This window comes from Pseudomonas sp. PAMC25584, assembly GCF_058135675.1.
Genome location: NZ_CM176870.1, coordinates 581,899 through 597,590 on the forward strand (window position 1 = coordinate 581,899; position 15,692 = coordinate 597,590).

Here is a 15,692-nt window from a genome sequence, read left to right on the forward strand (position 1 = left end):
TGTGACGGCCATAAGCTATCTATTTTCCGATTTTTTATTATTGATCCTTAAAGGAGTGCGGCACATGTCAAAAGGGCATTCGCTACAAGACCCTTACTTGAATACTTTACGTAAAGAGAAAGTTGGGGTTTCCATCTACTTGGTCAACGGTATCAAGCTGCAAGGTACGATCGAGTCGTTCGACCAGTTCGTGATCCTGCTGAAAAACACCGTCAGCCAAATGGTTTACAAGCACGCTATCTCGACAGTCGTTCCAGTTCGTCCAATCCGTCTGCCTAGCGCGGCCGATGGCGAACAGGGTGACGCTGAGCCAGGTAACGCCTGATAGGAGTCTCCTTTGTTCTTTGAGCGCCACGGTGGTGGTGAGCGAGTGATCCTCGTTCACTTGGATGGACAGGACCCTGAGGCGCGCGAAGATCCGCAGGAGTTTCAGGAGTTGGCTAATTCGGCCGGCGCCGAGACCGTTGCGTTTTTTAACGTACCGCGTCATCGGCCAACCGCCAAATACCTGATTGGCAGCGGCAAGGTCGAGGAACTGCGCGACCTGGTCCATGCCGAACAGGCCGATCTGGTGATTTTCAATCACATCCTCACGCCCAGTCAGGAGCGTAACCTCGAACGTGTTTTCGAGTGTCGCGTGATCGACCGTACCGGCCTGATTCTCGATATTTTCGCCCAGCGCGCCCGTACCCATGAGGGCAAGCTCCAGGTTGAACTGGCCCAGCTTGACCACATGAGCACCCGGCTGGTGCGTGGCTGGACTCACCTTGAGCGCCAGGGTGGCGGTATCGGCATGCGTGGCCCTGGCGAGACCCAGCTCGAAACCGACCGGCGACTGCTGCGGGTTCGCCTGCGTCAGATCAAGGGCCGGCTGGAAAAAGTCCGCAGTCAGCGCGAACAATCGCGACGTGGCCGCAGCCGAGCGGATATCCCTACCGTTTCCCTGGTGGGTTACACCAACGCCGGCAAGTCCACGCTGTTCAACAACTTGACCAAATCGGACGTGTACGCGGCCGACCAACTGTTCGCGACCCTTGACCCGACCCTGCGCCGCCTGGAACTGGCGGACCTGGGGCCGATTGTCCTGGCCGACACAGTGGGCTTCATTCGTCACTTGCCGCACAAACTGGTCGAGGCATTTCGGTCTACGCTCGAAGAGTCGAGCAACTCCGACCTGCTGTTGCACGTGATTGATGCGGCTGAGCCTGATCGCATGTTGCAGATTGAACAGGTGATGGTGGTGCTGGGCGAGATTGGTGCCCAGGACTTGCCCATCCTCGAGGTCTATAACAAACTCGATTTGCTTGAAGGCGTTGAGCCACAAATTCAGCGCGACGAAGACGGCAAGCCCCAGCGGGTCTGGTTGTCGGCGCGTGATGGTCGCGGCCTGGACTTGCTTGAGCAAGCGATCGCCGAGTTGCTCGGCAACGATTTGTTCGTCGGCACCTTGCGCTTGCCTCAGCGTTTTGCTCGACTGCGTGCACAGTTTTTCGAGTTGGGCGCGGTACAGAAAGAAGAGCACGATGAAGAAGGTGTCAGCTTGCTGGCCGTTCGATTGCCGCGCTCGGAGCTGAATCGGCTAGTCAGCCGCGAAGGCGTTATACCGACAGAGTTCATCGAGCAACACACTTTGCAATAAAAGCCTGAGAAAGCGGTTGTGCCGCAGTAGCAGGCATTCTGTAGCATTGGTCGGCGCGCCGTGGGTGCGTCTTTGCTTTATCAGATGGAGAGCGCTATGGCTTGGAATGAGCCGGGTGGCAACTCGAATAATCAGGATCCTTGGGGTGGTAAGCGCCGCAATAATGGCGACCGCAAGGGGCCACCGGATCTCGACGAGGCCTTCCGAAAGCTGCAGGAAAGCCTGAATGGGTTGTTCGGTGGTGGAAAAAAACGCGGTGGTGACGATGGCGGTCGCACAAGCAAGGGCGGCGGCTACGGCCTGCTGGGCCTTGGGCTTGTCGTGCTCGCGGCTGTGTGGCTGTATAGCGCGGTCTACGTGGTGGACGAGCAGGAGCAGGCCGTGGTGCTGCGCTTCGGCAAGTACTACGAGACTGTCGGCCCAGGCCTGAACATCTACTTCCCGCCGATCGACAAGAAGTACATGGAGAACGTCACGCGTGAGCGTGCCTACACCAAGCAGGGCCAGATGCTGACTGAAGACGAGAACATCGTCGAAGTGCCGCTGACCGTGCAGTACAAGATCAGCAACCTGCAGGACTTCGTGCTGAACGTCGATCAGCCGGAAGTCAGCCTGCAACAGGCGACTGAGAGCGCCTTGCGCCACGTGGTGGGCTCCACCGCGATGGATCAGGTGCTCACCGAGGGTCGTGAGTTGATGGCCAGCGAGATCAAGGAGCGCCTGCAACGGTTCCTCGACACGTATCGCACCGGTATCACCGTCACCCAGGTCAACATACAGAGCGCAGCCGCACCGCGCGAAGTACAGGAGGCCTTTGATGACGTGATCCGCGCCCGTGAAGACGAGCAGCGTTCGCGCAACCAGGCTGAAACCTACGCCAACGGCGTCGTGCCGGAAGCCCGTGGTCAGGCCCAGCGCATCCTTGAAGATGCCAACGGTTACCGCGATGAAGTGGTCTCCCGTGCCAAGGGTGAAGCGGATCGCTTTACCAAACTGGTCGCCGAGTACCGCAAGGCACCGGAAGTTACGCGTGAGCGTCTGTACCTGGACACCATGCAGGAAGTCTTCAGCAACACCAGCAAGGTTCTCGTGACCGGCAGCAAGGGTGGGCAGAACAACCTGCTGTACCTGCCGCTGGACAAGATGATCGAAGGTGGTCGTAGCGGCGCCAGCGCACCGGCTACCGGTTCGAATGCCGCTGCCAACGAAGCGAGCGCCCGTGCGGCCGCTGACTTGCTGCAACAGCAAACACGTACCAGGGAGAGTCGTTGATGAACAATAAATCGCTGACAGCCCTGATTGTGGGCGTCGTCGTGGTCATCGCTGCCTGGAACTGCTTCTACATCGTGGCTCAGACCGAGCGTGCGGTGCTGCTGCAATTCGGTCGCGTGGTCCAGGCGGATGTCCAGCCGGGCCTGCATGTGAAAGTCCCCTACGTCAACCAGGTGCGCAAGTTCGACGCACGCCTGATGACCCTGGATGCACCGACACAGCGTTTCCTGACCCTGGAAAAGAAAGCCGTGATGGTTGACGCCTACGCCAAGTGGCGCGTCAAGGATGCCGAGCGCTTCTACACCGCGACCTCCGGCCTCAAGCAGATTGCCGACGAGCGCTTGTCGCGTCGTCTGGAATCGGGTCTGCGTGACCAGTTTGGTAAGCGCACCCTGCACGAGGTGGTGTCCGGTGAGCGTGATGCGCTGATGGCGGATATCACTCGTTCGTTGAATACGATGGCGGAAAAAGAGCTGGGGATCGAAGTTGTCGATGTCCGGGTCAAGGCCATCGATCTGCCGAAGGAAGTGAACCGCAGCGTGTTCGAGCGCATGAGCACCGAGCGTGAGCGTGAAGCGCGTGAGCACCGTGCCAAAGGTAACGAGCTGGCCGAGGGTATCCGTGCGGATGCCGACCGTCAGCGTCGTGTGCTGTTGGCCGAGGCCTATCGCGAGTCTGAAGAAGCGCGTGGTGATGGTGATGCGCAAGCCGCGTCGATCTACTCTAAAGCCTACGGCCAGGACCAGGAGTTCTACGCGTTTTACCGTAGCCTGCGTGCCTACCGTGAAAGCTTCGCGAGCAAAACCGACGTCATGGTGCTGGACCCGAGCAGCGACTTCTTCCGTTACCTGGAAAAGTCCAAGTAACTCAATGTTCACTCCCGTCGGGCGGCTAAAACGCCTGGCGGGGTGATCCTTTGAGAAAACGGGTGTATGATGCGGCAGCCGGGAAATTCCCGGCTTTTTTGCGTCTGCATGTTTGATTCGGCAGGCGCGACAGGTTTTTCGAGGAAAGTGCCCGACGAGGCCGTTTGCAGGCCGTTCGTCACGTCGCTCTTGCGCGTGGTTTATGCCAGGGGCGGGCATTTTCTGCTTCACTCAAGGCTCGGCCGAGGGTTGGCCGCCCGGATCATAGGGGAATGGCGTAATGGCAACGGTAGACCGCTGGCTGCTGCCAGATGGCATCGAAGAAGTACTGCCACCAGAAGCTGCGCGCATTGAAGTTGCGCGTCGCCAGGTGTTGGATCTGTTCCAGAGCTGGGGTTACGAGTTTGTCGTGACCCCCCATATCGAGTACCTGGAATCCCTGCTGACCGGCGCGGGCCAGGACCTGGATCTGCGCACCTTCAAGGTCATCGACCCGCAATCGGGCCGGCAAATGGGGTTCCGTGCCGACATCACGCCGCAAGTGGCGCGCATCGATGCGCACACCCTGCGTCGCGAAGGCCCGAGCCGTCTGTGCTACGCCGGCAGCGTGCTGCATGCAAAGCCGCGGGCGTTGTCGTCGTCGCGCAGCCCGATCCAGTTGGGCGCCGAGTTATACGGCGATGCCAGCCCGAGCAGTGACGTGGAAGTCATCAGCCTGATGCTGGCCATGCTGCAACTGGCTGACGTGCCGGATGTCCACATGGACCTGGGCCACGTTGGTATCTACCGTGGCCTGGCCCGTGCGGCGGGGTTGTCCGGTGAAGTGGAACAACAGTTGTTCGATGCCCTGCAGCGCAAGGCGATCGACGAAGTCATTGCCCTGACCGAAGGCGTGCCGGCCGAACTGGCTGACATGCTGCGCGCGTTGGTGAACCTGTGCGGCAGCCGCGAAGTTCTGGATGCTGCACGTGAGCGCCTGGCCAATGCGCCGGCGCCGGTATTGGCGGCACTGGATGACGTGCTGGCGATTGCAGAGCAGTTGTCGGCACGGTTCCCGCAACTCCCGCTGTATTTCGACCTGGGCGAGTTGCGCGGCTACCACTACCACACCGGTGTGGTGTTCGCGGTGTTTGTGCCGGGTGTTGGCCAAGCCATCGCCCAAGGCGGTCGCTATGACGATATCGGCGCCGACTTCGGTCGTGCGCGTCCGGCCACCGGTTTCTCCACCGATTTGAAAACCCTGGTGACCCTGGGGCGTGCTGAGGTCGAGCTGCCGTCTGGTGGCATCTGGATGCCCGACAGTACGGATGCAGCACTCTGGCAGCAGGTTTGCCAGTTGCGCGGTGAGGGTCAGCGTGTCGTCCAGGCTTTGCCTGGGCAACCATTGGCCGCCGCCCGTGAAGCGGACTGCGACCGGCAATTGATTCTGCAGAACGGGCTTTGGCAAGTATCGCCACTGGCTTCTTGAGTTTTCCTGCCGGCCAACGCCGGCACCAAGTTTGCGCGAATGAGGACAAGTGTTATGGGTAAGAATGTCGTAGTCCTGGGCACCCAATGGGGTGATGAGGGCAAAGGCAAGATCGTTGATCTGCTGACCGAACATGCTGCCGCCGTAGTGCGCTACCAAGGCGGCCACAACGCTGGCCACACCCTGGTCATCGATGGCGAAAAAACCGTCTTGCACCTGATCCCGTCGGGCGTACTGCGCGAAGGCGTGCAGTGCCTGATCGGCAACGGCGTCGTGGTTGCACCGGATGCCCTGCTGCGCGAGATCACCAAACTGGAAGAGAAAGGCGTACCGGTGCGCGAGCGCCTGCGTATCAGCCCGTCCTGCCCGCTGATCCTGTCCTTCCACGTTGCGCTGGACCAGGCCCGTGAAAAGGCGCGTGGCGAGCTGAAGATCGGCACCACCGGTCGCGGTATCGGCCCGGCCTATGAAGATAAAGTCGCGCGTCGCGGCCTGCGTGTTGGCGACCTGCTCAACATGCCGCGCTTTGAAGACAAACTGCGCGAACTGGTGGAATACCACAACTTCATGTTGGTGGGTTACTACAAAGAGCCAGCCATCGAATTCGACAAGACCCTGGCCGAATGCAAGGAATACGCTGAGCTGCTCAAGCCGCTGATGCTCGACGTGACCGCCGAGCTGCACGACCTGCGTCGTGCTGGCAAAGACATCATGTTCGAAGGCGCTCAAGGCTCGTTGCTGGACATCGACCACGGTACCTACCCGTATGTGACCAGCTCCAACACTACCGCTGGTGGCGTGGCTACCGGTTCGGGTGTTGGCCCTATGTTCCTGGACTACATCCTGGGCATTACCAAGGCTTACACCACTCGCGTCGGTTCGGGTCCATTCCCGACTGAGCTGTTCGACGAAGTCGGTGCACACCTGGCCAAGCAAGGTCACGAGTTCGGCGCAACCACCGGCCGTGCTCGTCGTTGTGGCTGGTTCGATGCCGTTATCCTGCGTCGTGCTATCGATGTGAACAGCATCTCGGGTATCTGCCTGACCAAGCTGGACGTGCTCGACGGTCTGGAAACCATCAACATCTGCGTCGGCTACAAAGATGCAGAAGGTAAGAGCGTTGCTCCGACTGACGCTGACAGTTACGTGGGTCTGCAGCCGGTGTACGAAGAAGTGCCAGGCTGGACCGAATCGACCGTGGGTGTCAAAACCCTGGAAGAGCTGCCAGCCAATGCGCGTGCTTACATCAAGCGCGTTGAAGAGCTGATCGGCGCGCCGATTGACATTATTTCGACGGGCCCGGACCGCAACGAGACCATCGTTCTGCGTCACCCGTTCGCTTAATAAGCTGTTGATGTAAAAAGCAAAGGGCTCCTTCGGGAGCCCTTTGTCGTTTCAGTTCGCCAAACGGCACGACCCTTGCTGTATTTCCTTTTTTCGCGGTGCTATCAAATTAATGGCACCCGTGGTGGAGGGATTCCCGATGTCTGCCGTTCTCTCATTGTTACAAAGTCGACTGTTGCGGCCGGTGTTCGTTACCCTAGGTATCGCTCTTTTGGTGCAAGTGCTGGTGGCGGTTGCTCTAACTCGGAGCACAGTCACGGCGCTGGAAGCTGATTTGGGCAATCGCCTGGGGCTCGACAGTCAGAAACTGTCGAGCGAATTGGCCCAGGCTGGCAAAGAAGTCACATCCAGCCTGGACAGCTTGTCCAGCAGCACCCGTCAGCGTCTGACTGCTGGGCTTTCCGCGCGCCTGCAGGAAGAGCAGAAGCAACTGCGTGCGACCCTGGAAAAAGACCTGCAAGACTCCGCTAATGACATGGCGCAATTGCTGGCCTCCGTGGCGCCCCGTGCCATGTGGGACAACGATGTGCCGACGCTGTCGGAGTTCGCCCGACGGGCCCAGCGCAATCCCAACGTGTTGTTCGTGGTGTATGACGACGCTGCCGGTGAGCATCTGACGCGCTATCTGAACCGGGAAAACCCGATCAACCAGGCTTTGCTGGAAAAGGGCAAGGGCGACCGTGCTCTCGATAAAGTGCTGGACGCCGCCAAGGCGGACGCCTCCGTGTACTACGTCGAAGCGTCCATCAGCCCCAACGGTGTCGAGATCGGCAAGGTCCGCATGGGCGTCTCGACCGCGTCGGTAGAGGCCGACCTGCTGGCGCTGGATAAGCGCTTTGCGGCACTGATTGCCAGCGGCGATCAGTTGGTGGGTGACAGCCTCAAGGGCGCTGCGGCGGATAGTGCTGCCGCCATGGGCGCGAGGTTGCAATCGGCGCAGGCGACCGCTACCCAGATGACCGCCAACACCACGAGTGTCGTGCAAGAAGCGGCGGGTACGCTGCGCTGGCGCATCGGCATGGGGCTCGCGGTGGTCGGTTTTGGTGTCTTGCTGCTGATCGCGGTGGTGCTCGGGCGGCGCGTGGTTAATCGTCTGAAACTGTTGATCGCGGCCATGGATGACCTGGCGGCGGGCGAGGGTGACCTGACCAAGCGCGTGCAGATCAACAGCAAAGATGAGATCGGCGACATGGCCTCCGCGGTCAATCGCTTTGTGGATAAGTTGCAGCCCATCGTGCGCGAGGCCGGCGATGTGGCGCAGCGTACCGGTGTGGAAATCGGCGCGATGACCTTGCGCAATGCCGGCGCCGACGCGGCGGCGGGTTTGCAGCGCGACGAAGTGGCCGAGAGCCTGCGCGCGCTGTCGCAGATGGCCGATGAGGCCCAGGCCGAAAGCCATGCGATGCAGGCCGCGCTGCAGCAGGTGGTGGATATTCGCCAGGCTACGGATGAAAACTCACGCACGTCGGCTGAAGTGGGCAGCTTGATCGAAGCGCTGGCGGGCCAGGTGCAGGCCGGTTCCAAAGTCATCGAGCGCCTGGCAGCGCAAAGCGAGCAGATCGAAGTGGTGCTGACAGTGATCCACGGCATCGCCGAGCAGACCAACCTGCTGGCGCTCAACGCGGCCATCGAAGCGGCGCGTGCCGGTGAGACCGGGCGTGGCTTTGCGGTGGTGGCAGACGAGGTGCGTGCGCTGGCGAGTAAAACCCAGAGCTCCACCGGTGATATTCAGGCGCATATCGTGGCGTTGCAGCAGGGCGCTCGCGAGGCGGTCGAAACCATCGGCAAGGCAGGGCGCCAGGCCAACGAGGGCTTGCTGGTGCTGCGCGACAGTGTGCGCTTGCAGCAGACGGTGCAGGTCTCGGTGGAGCAGGTACACGCGGCGATTGGCCTGGCCACTCGTGCGGCTGAGCATCAAGCTCGGGGCGCGCATGCGGTACGTGGGCGGGTCGAGGTGATTCACGCTCAGGCCGAGCGTGCCGCGCAGGCTGTGGTGGAAACCACGGCCAGTGGCAAGGTGCTGGATGGTTTGGCGGCGCAGTTGAAGGCGAGCCTGGGGCAGTTCCGGGCTTAGTGTTGTCTGTGCCGCCGCCATCGGGAGCAAGCCCCCTCCCACAGTTGACCGAGTTCCAGCATTTGGAATGCGGCCGAATGTGGGAGGGGGGGCTTGCCCCCGATAGCGGTTTCAGCGGCTCAAATACATCCGAGTGGTGAGCAAATAAACCGGCAACCCCGACACCAGAATCAACAACCCTGCATAAGGCGCTGCCGCCGCGAACTCCACGTTCGAGGTATGCGCCCACACGGCGGTCGCCAGGGTATTCAACCCGGTCGGGCTCAGTAGCAACGTCGCCGTCAATTCCTTCATCGCATCGAGAAACACCAGCGCGAACGCCGCACCCAATGCCGGGAAAATAATCGGCAAGGTCACCCGGCAAAAAGCGCTGAACGATGAAGCACCCAGTGTGCGAGCGGCTTCCTCCAATTGCGGCGCAGCCTTGTTCAGGGCTGTGCGAATCGGCGCCTGGGCCAATGGCAAAAACAGCAGCGCATAAGCAATCAGCAACAGTGCTGACGTCTGGTACAGCGCCGGCACGTAATGCAAGGCGAAGTACACCAGTGTCAGTGCAATCACCAGGCCGGGCAGGGCGTGCAGCAAGTACGGCAGGCGCTCGGCCCAAATCGCCAGATGGCCTTTATAGCGCACCACCAACAACCCCACCGGCACCGCGAGTACCAGGCACAGTGCCGCGCCAGCCAGCGACAGCGCCAGGGAGGACAGCAACGCCTGGCCAATTTCGGTCACCGGGAACGCGGCCGACGAGCCTACCGCCAGCCAATAGCCGAGCATCCCCAATGGAATGCCGCTGCCGATGATCGCCAGCGCCAGGCAATACAGCTGCCCCAGCGGCGCCCACTTGCCCAGTCGAACCTGCTCCGCATGCCGCGCCGCACCCTGGCCGATACGCACATGTCGACCCTTGCCGCGCACGCGCAACTCCAGCCACAGCAGCGTCAGGCACATCGCCAGCAACACCGCCGACAACATCGCGGCATTGGCATTGCTGAATTCCAGTTCGAATTGCTGGTAGATCGCTGTGGTAAAGGTCTGCAGGCCGATGATCGACAGCGCGCCGAACTCCACCAGCATATGCAGCGCGATCAGCAGTGCCCCGGCCAGCAGTGACGGCCACAGCAAGGGCAAAGTGATGCGCCAGAACACGCCCCAGCGATTCAGTCCCAGGGTGCGCGCAGACTCTTCAAGGGAGGGGTCGAGATTGCGCAGGGTCGCCGCCACGGGTAGAAACACCAGCGGGTATTTGGACAGGGTCATCACCAGGATCGCCCCGCCGAGCCCTTCGAAGTTGGCGCTCAGCGACACCCAGGTAAAGCTGCTGACAAACGCCGGCACCGCAAACGGCAGGCACAGGATCACGCCCCACAGGCGGCGCCCCGGTAGGTTGCTACGCTCCAGCAGCCAGGCCAGGGACAGGCCAATCACGCCGCACGCCACCGTCACTCCAATCATCAGGGCCAGGGTGTTGCGCAGCAGCCCGAACACATACGGCCGCCACAGCAGATGCACCGCTTCCGCCCAGCCGGCTTGCCAGGCTTTGAGCCCGACATACGCCAGCGGCAGCAGGCTCAAGCCAACCAGAAGCAGCACGGGCAGCAACAGCCAGATCGAAGGACGCTTGCGCCTCGGGCTGTAACCCCCGCGCAAGGCCGGGGTGGGGAGCGATGGGTTCATCAGTTCAGGCCAACGTCACGTTCCATTTCCAGGGCTTCTTCAGCGTTGCCCAGGTCGGCGGGGGTGACTTTCGGCGGTTGCAGCTCGCTGAACGGCTTGAGGCCGCGATTGGACTCCATGCCCTTGCGCAGCGGGTATTCTGCCGAGGTGTTGGTGATCACGCGCTGGCCTTCTTCACTGGTCATGAACGCCAGCAGTTGTTGGGCTTCTTTCGGGTGCTTGCTGGATTTCAGCGCGGCAGCGGAAGACACGGTGATCAGGCCGCCAGCATCGCCATTGGTGAAGTAGTGCAACTGCGAGTCCAGGTTGGTTTTTTCCTTCTTCAGGGCAAACCAGTAGTAGTTATTCACCAGAACGGTGGCGACTTCGCCGTTTTCCACGGCTTTGAGGGCGACCATGTTGTTGCTGTACACCTTGCCGAAGGCGCGCAGGCCGGTCAGCCATTCTTCGGCGGCCTCACGACCGTGCAGCGTGATGATCGCCACGGCCTGCTCCTGGAACGCGCCGCTGGTGGGTACGAAGCCGACCTTGCCTTGCCATTCGGGGCGGGCGAAATCCAGCACCGACTTGGGCAGGTCTTTCTCGGCAATCAGTTTCGGGTTGAAGGCTACGACGCGGGTGCGTGCGGTCACACCCATCCAGTCGCCATTCCTGCTGACATAGTCCTTGGGTAATACATCGAGCGTGCTGGCGTCGATTTTTGCCAGCAGGCCTTGCTCGCCGAGTTTGTTCAGCGGCGGCGATTCTTCTGTGTAGATAACGTCGGCCGGGGAGCGCTCGCCTTCTTCGACGACCTGGCTGGCCAACTGGTTGCTGCTGCCTTTGCGCACATTGACGTGGATGCCGGTCTTGGCTTCGAAGGCCTTGGCGAGGTCATCGCCGACTTCTTTGTGTTGGCCGTTGTACAGGGTTAGGGAGATTTTGTCGGCGCAATAGGCCGCGGGCGAGAGCAGGGTCAGGCCGAGCAGAGTGATGCTCAGGCCGCGCAGAAGAGATGTCTTGAGATGGGTGTCGCGGATCATCATCCGGAAGTTTCCTCGCTTGAGTGCAACAAATCGTTGCAAGGATAAACGATAAAGCTTCTCAAGTGCGGACGAGGGGGAAATCGATGGGGAAGTTTTCATGCCCCGGAAACGAAAAAACCCGCTTTCGCGGGTTTGATCTGAATTTGGTGCCCAGGAGAAGACTCGAACTTCCACGACCTTGCGATCACCAGCACCTGAAGCTGGCGTGTCTACCAATTTCACCACCTGGGCATTATCAAGCAACGTTGCCGCTGTCGATGGAGCGAACTATACGGCGGGCTTTTTGATCTGTAAACCCCTGATTCAAAAAAATAAATCGGGATTTGCTTTAAAAATCAAAGGCCTGAAACGCAAAAACCCGCTTTCGCGGGTTTTTGGGAGACTCAAGGTTGAACCTTGAGTTTGAAATTGGTGCCCAGGAGAAGACTCGAACTTCCACGACCTTGCGATCACCAGCACCTGAAGCTGGCGTGTCTACCAATTTCACCACCTGGGCAGCATCAACAACGTTGCCGTCGTCGATGGCGCGCACTATACGGAGTGGTTTTTGAACTGTAAACCCCCGCCATGAAAAAAGCCTGGAAAATTTCGCCAATGGTCGTGCAAGGTGCGTCTTGGGGGCTGCAAAGTGTTTTAAAACGCTTGTTGACGCCTGAAATTTCCCGTTTCAATACGCGTATGCCAAACTAACCCACATATAGACAAGGTGAAAACTCTCTAATGGCCGATTGGCAGTCCCTCGATCCCGAGGCCGCTCGTGAAGCGGAAAAATATGAAAACCCTATTCCTAGCCGCGAACTGATCCTGGCGCATCTCGCCGATCGTGGTTCGCCTGCTAGCCGCGAGCAGTTGGTTGAAGAGTTCGGTCTGACCACCGAAGACCAGCTCGAAGCCCTGCGCCGCCGCCTGCGTGCCATGGAGCGCGATGCTCAGTTGATCTACACCCGCCGTGGCACGTATGCGCCCGTGGACAAGCTCGACCTGATCCTGGGCCGCATTGCTGGCCACCGTGACGGCTTCGGCTTCCTGATCCCGGATGACGGCAGCGACGACCTGTTCATGAGCCCGGCGCAAATGCGCCTGGTGTTCGATGGCGACCGTGCGTTGGCGCGCGTGTCGGGCCTGGACCGTCGCGGCCGCCGTGAAGGCGTGATCGTCGAAGTAGTGTCCCGTGCCCATGAGTCCATCGTCGGGCGTTACTTCGAAGAAGGCGGCATCGGCTTCGTCATTCCGGACAACCCGAAGGTCCAGCAGGAAGTGCTGGTGACCCCGGGCCGCAATGGCGCCGCCAAGGTCGGTCAGTTCGTGGAGGTGAAAATCACTCACTGGCCAACCCCGCGCTTCCAGCCCCAGGGCGATATCGTCGAAGTGGTCGGCAACTACATGGCGCCGGGCATGGAAATCGACGTCGCGCTGCGCACCTACGATATTCCTCACGTGTGGCCTGACGCCGTGCTCAAGGAAGCCGCCAAGCTCAAGCCGGAAGTCGAAGATAAGGACAAAGAGAAGCGCATTGACCTGCGCCATCTGCCGTTCGTCACCATCGACGGCGAAGACGCCCGCGACTTCGACGATGCGGTGTATTGCGAAGCCAAGCCTGGCAAGCTGCGCCTGTTCTCGGGTGGCTGGAAGTTGTACGTGGCGATTGCCGACGTCTCCAGCTACGTGAAGATCGGTTCGGCGCTGGATAACGAAGCTCAGGTGCGCGGCAACTCCGTGTACTTTCCTGAGCGTGTGATCCCGATGCTGCCTGAGCAGTTGTCCAACGGCCTGTGCTCGCTGAACCCGAAAGTCGACCGTTTGGCCATGGTGTGCGAGATGACCATCTCGAAAACCGGCGAAATGACCGACTACCAGTTCTACGAAGCGGTGATCTACTCCCAGGCGCGCCTGACCTACAACAAGGTCAGCACCATCCTGGAAGCGCCGAAGACCAGCGAAGCCAAGGCCTTGCGTACTGAATACGCCGGTGTGGTGCCGCATCTCAAGCAGCTGTATGCGCTGTACAAGGTGCTGCTGGGCGCACGCCATGTGCGTGGTGCGATCGATTTTGAGACCCAGGAAACCCGGATCATTTTCGGTTCCGAGCGCAAGATCGCCGAGATCACCCCGACCACCCGCAACGACGCGCACAAGCTGATCGAGGAATGCATGCTGGCGGCCAACGTGGCCACCGCAGAATTCCTGAAGAAGCACGAAATTCCTGCGCTGTACCGGGTGCATGATGGTCCGCCGCCGGAGCGTCTGGAAAAACTGCGCGCCTTCCTCGGCGAGCTCGGCCTGTCCCTGCACAAAGGCAAGGATGGCCCGTCGCCGAAGGATTACCAGGCACTGCTGGCCAGCATCAAGGACCGTCCGGATTTCCACCTGATCCAGACCGTGATGCTGCGTTCCCTGAGCCAGGCGGTGTACAGCGCCGACAACCAGGGCCACTTCGGCCTGAATTACGAGGCGTACACCCACTTCACGTCGCCGATCCGGCGTTACCCGGACTTGCTCACGCACCGCGCGATCCGCAGCGTGATCCACTCCAAGCAGGACACCCCGCACGTCAAGCGCGCCGGTGCCATGACCATTCCGAAGGCGCGGATCTATCCATACGACGAAGCGGCCCTGGAACAGCTCGGGGAGCAGTGCTCCATGAGCGAGCGCCGTGCCGACGAAGCCACCCGCGACGTTGTGAACTGGCTCAAGTGCGAGTTCATGAAAGACCGCGTAGGCGAGTCGTTCCCAGGCGTGATCACGGCAGTGACCGGCTTTGGTCTGTTTGTCGAACTGACCGATATCTACGTCGAGGGCCTGGTGCATGTCACCGCCTTGCCGGGTGACTACTACCACTTCGATCCTGTGCATCACCGCCTGGCGGGCGAGCGTACCGGTCGCAGCTTCCGCTTGGGCGACACCGTCGAAGTGCGCGTGATGCGCGTCGACCTGGACGAGCGCAAGATCGACTTCGAGATGGCCGAAAAAACCATCGCCGCGCCGATCGGCCGTAAAAAGCGTGGCAGCGAAACCGCCGCTCCGGCCACCAAAGGCAAGGGTGCTCCTGCGAAAGCTGCCGCCACCGAGCCTGCGCCGGCGAAGGCTGGTCGTCGTCCGGCTGCCAAGGACAAGGCCCCTGAAGCCTACCGCCCGAGCGATGCAGCGGCGAAAAACGCCGAGCTGCGCAAGAGCCGTGAGTTGAAGCAGCAGTTGCTCAGCGAAGCCAAAAGCGGTGGTAAAGCGGCGTCTGGGGGAAAGTCCCAAGGGGCGGAAAAACCGTCGAGCAAGCCCAGTAAACATCGTAAAGGCCCGCCCAAAGCGGGTTCGGCTCCCGCGAAAAGCGGCGGGTCGCGTAAACCTAAGGCCAAGTCATGAGTCTGGAAAAAATCTACGGCGTCCACGCCGTAGAAGCACTGCTGCGTCATCACCCTAAACGCGTCAAGCAGGTTTGGCTGGCGGAAGGTCGCAGCGAGCCGCGCGTGCAGGCGTTGGTCGAGTTGGCCAACGAAAACCGCGTAGCGATCGGTCAGGCCGAGCGTCGCGAAATGGACGTGTGGGTTGAAGGCGTTCACCAAGGCGTCGTCGCGGATGTCAGCCCGAGCCAGATATGGGGCGAGGCCATGCTCGACGAGTTGCTCGACCGGACCGAAGGCCCACCGCTGTTGCTGGTGCTGGACGGCGTGACCGACCCGCACAATCTCGGCGCCTGCCTGCGTTCGGCGGATGCTGCTGGTGCGCTGGCGGTGATCGTGCCCAAGGACAAGTCGGCCACGTTGACGCCGGTTGTGCGTAAAGTCGCGTGCGGGGCGGCGGAAGTGATTCCGCTGGTGGCCGTGACCAACCTCGCGCGCACCCTGGAGAAACTCCAGCAGCGCGGCCTGTGGGTCGTGGGTACGGCGGGGGAGGCGGAGGTCAGCATTTATGACCAAGACCTCACCGGCCCGACCATCCTGATCATGGGCGCCGAAGGCAAAGGCATGCGTCGCCTGACCCGCGAGCATTGTGATTATCTGGTTCACCTGCCAATGGCCGGTAGCGTTAGTAGCCTCAATGTGTCTGTTGCGACGGGTGTGTGCTTGTTTGAAGCCCGACGCCAGCGCGGCGCCAAGGCCAAGACCAAGAAGTAATTTTGAGTCTGGCATAGATGCAAAATGTGGGAGGGTGCTTGCTCCCGATAGCGGTAAGGCAGTCACACATTGTGTCACTGATAAACCGCAATCGGGAGCAAGCCCCCTCCCACATTTGTTTTGAGGTGTCTGGATGATTGTTCAAATAATCACCAATCACCTTGCGCCCGTCCTCCCCCTTCTCTACAATTGCGCCCCTTGCCTTCCTGGCAGGCACC

At 60.6% G+C, this 15,692-nt stretch carries 12 protein-coding genes and 2 tRNA genes; 10 read left to right on the forward strand and 4 right to left on the reverse strand.

The genetic code is table 11. The annotated features are described in order from the left end of the window. The first annotated feature begins 64 nt into the window (after nucleotides 1-64). From hfq to ACS5Q8_RS02580, 7 genes are all read left to right on the forward strand, one after another. Entirely contained in the window at nucleotides 65-325 is a 261-nt protein-coding gene (gene hfq / locus ACS5Q8_RS02550; protein ID WP_276196066.1) for an RNA chaperone Hfq, read from the forward strand. A 12-nt stretch (nucleotides 326-337) separates the two neighbouring features. Further along, nucleotides 338-1,639, forward strand: a complete 1,302-nt coding sequence (gene hflX / locus ACS5Q8_RS02555) for a ribosome rescue GTPase HflX (protein WP_247398214.1) — start codon at nucleotides 338-340, stop codon at nucleotides 1,637-1,639. A gap of 96 nt (nucleotides 1,640-1,735) precedes the next feature. Next, nucleotides 1,736-2,911, forward strand: coding sequence for an FtsH protease activity modulator HflK (gene hflK, locus ACS5Q8_RS02560; RefSeq protein WP_276196068.1), 1,176 nt, complete (start codon nucleotides 1,736-1,738; stop codon nucleotides 2,909-2,911). Then, nucleotides 2,911-3,777, forward strand: a complete 867-nt coding sequence (hflC, locus tag ACS5Q8_RS02565; protein WP_247398201.1) for a protease modulator HflC — start codon at nucleotides 2,911-2,913, stop codon at nucleotides 3,775-3,777. The genes hflK and hflC overlap by 1 nt, the downstream gene beginning before the upstream one ends. 280 nt (nucleotides 3,778-4,057) lie before the next feature. Beyond that, nucleotides 4,058-5,245 carry an ATP phosphoribosyltransferase regulatory subunit gene (locus tag ACS5Q8_RS02570; protein WP_276196070.1) on the forward strand — a complete coding sequence of 396 codons (1,188 nt, stop codon included), beginning with the start codon at nucleotides 4,058-4,060 and terminating at the stop codon, nucleotides 5,243-5,245. Between the two features lie 54 nt (nucleotides 5,246-5,299). After that, complete coding sequence (locus ACS5Q8_RS02575; protein ID WP_276196072.1) at nucleotides 5,300-6,589, forward strand: adenylosuccinate synthase; 1,290 nt, start codon at nucleotides 5,300-5,302, stop codon at nucleotides 6,587-6,589. Nucleotides 6,590-6,728: 139 nt separating this feature from the next. Then, the gene (locus tag ACS5Q8_RS02580) at nucleotides 6,729-8,663 is read left to right on the forward strand and encodes a methyl-accepting chemotaxis protein (protein ID WP_276196073.1); all 1,935 of its coding nucleotides are present in this window, start codon (nucleotides 6,729-6,731) and stop codon (nucleotides 8,661-8,663) included. A 111-nt stretch (nucleotides 8,664-8,774) separates the two neighbouring features. On the opposite strand, the gene ACS5Q8_RS02585 is transcribed toward ACS5Q8_RS02580, so the two are convergent. From ACS5Q8_RS02585 to ACS5Q8_RS02595, 3 genes are all read right to left on the reverse strand, one after another. Continuing rightward, the gene (locus ACS5Q8_RS02585; RefSeq protein WP_426100403.1) at nucleotides 8,775-10,340 is read right to left on the reverse strand and encodes an ABC transporter permease; all 1,566 of its coding nucleotides are present in this window, start codon (nucleotides 10,338-10,340) and stop codon (nucleotides 8,775-8,777) included. Further along, on the reverse strand, nucleotides 10,340-11,365 hold the full coding sequence (locus tag ACS5Q8_RS02590) for an iron ABC transporter substrate-binding protein (RefSeq protein ID WP_276196076.1): 1,026 nt from the start codon (nucleotides 11,363-11,365) through the stop codon (nucleotides 10,340-10,342). Before ACS5Q8_RS02590 ends, ACS5Q8_RS02585 begins: the two co-directional genes overlap by 1 nt. Nucleotides 11,366-11,509: 144 nt before the next feature. Further along, nucleotides 11,510-11,596: transfer RNA gene (locus ACS5Q8_RS02595), tRNA-Leu, on the reverse strand. Here ACS5Q8_RS02595 and ACS5Q8_RS02600 point away from each other — a divergent pair. Then, nucleotides 11,571-11,765, forward strand: a complete 195-nt coding sequence (locus tag ACS5Q8_RS02600) for a hypothetical protein (protein WP_276196078.1) — start codon at nucleotides 11,571-11,573, stop codon at nucleotides 11,763-11,765. The genes ACS5Q8_RS02595 and ACS5Q8_RS02600 overlap by 26 nt on opposite strands. A gap of 9 nt (nucleotides 11,766-11,774) precedes the next feature. Here the strand turns inward: ACS5Q8_RS02600 and ACS5Q8_RS02605 are convergent. Beyond that, a tRNA-Leu gene (locus tag ACS5Q8_RS02605) sits at nucleotides 11,775-11,861 on the reverse strand. A gap of 224 nt (nucleotides 11,862-12,085) precedes the next feature. Between ACS5Q8_RS02605 and rnr the strand changes: the two genes are divergently transcribed. Beyond that, complete coding sequence (gene rnr / locus ACS5Q8_RS02610; protein WP_443694634.1) at nucleotides 12,086-14,722, forward strand: ribonuclease R; 2,637 nt, start codon at nucleotides 12,086-12,088, stop codon at nucleotides 14,720-14,722. Continuing rightward, nucleotides 14,719-15,474 carry a 23S rRNA (guanosine(2251)-2'-O)-methyltransferase RlmB gene (gene rlmB, locus ACS5Q8_RS02615; RefSeq protein ID WP_465159808.1) on the forward strand — a complete coding sequence of 252 codons (756 nt, stop codon included), beginning with the start codon at nucleotides 14,719-14,721 and terminating at the stop codon, nucleotides 15,472-15,474. Before rnr ends, rlmB begins: the two co-directional genes overlap by 4 nt. Nucleotides 15,475-15,692 lie beyond the last annotated feature (218 nt).

Bases quoted from the DNA above. Each gene is read 5' to 3' on its own strand.
- hflK (WP_276196068.1), top strand. From the start codon at position 1,736: ATGGCTTGGAATGAGCCGGGTGGCAACTCGAATAATCAGGATCCTTGG.
- hflC (WP_247398201.1), top strand. From the start codon at position 2,911: ATGAACAATAAATCGCTGACAGCCCTGATTGTGGGCGTCGTCGTGGTC.
- rlmB (WP_465159808.1), top strand. From the start codon at position 14,719: ATGAGTCTGGAAAAAATCTACGGCGTCCACGCCGTAGAAGCACTGCTG.
- ACS5Q8_RS02575 (WP_276196072.1), top strand. From the start codon at position 5,300: ATGGGTAAGAATGTCGTAGTCCTGGGCACCCAATGGGGTGATGAGGGC.
- ACS5Q8_RS02585 (WP_426100403.1), bottom strand. From the start codon at position 10,340: ATGAACCCATCGCTCCCCACCCCGGCCTTGCGCGGGGGTTACAGCCCG.
- ACS5Q8_RS02580 (WP_276196073.1), top strand. From the start codon at position 6,729: ATGTCTGCCGTTCTCTCATTGTTACAAAGTCGACTGTTGCGGCCGGTG.
- ACS5Q8_RS02570 (WP_276196070.1), top strand. From the start codon at position 4,058: ATGGCAACGGTAGACCGCTGGCTGCTGCCAGATGGCATCGAAGAAGTA.
- ACS5Q8_RS02590 (WP_276196076.1), bottom strand. From the start codon at position 11,365: ATGATGATCCGCGACACCCATCTCAAGACATCTCTTCTGCGCGGCCTG.
- rnr (WP_443694634.1), top strand. From the start codon at position 12,086: ATGGCCGATTGGCAGTCCCTCGATCCCGAGGCCGCTCGTGAAGCGGAA.
- hfq (WP_276196066.1), top strand. From the start codon at position 65: ATGTCAAAAGGGCATTCGCTACAAGACCCTTACTTGAATACTTTACGT.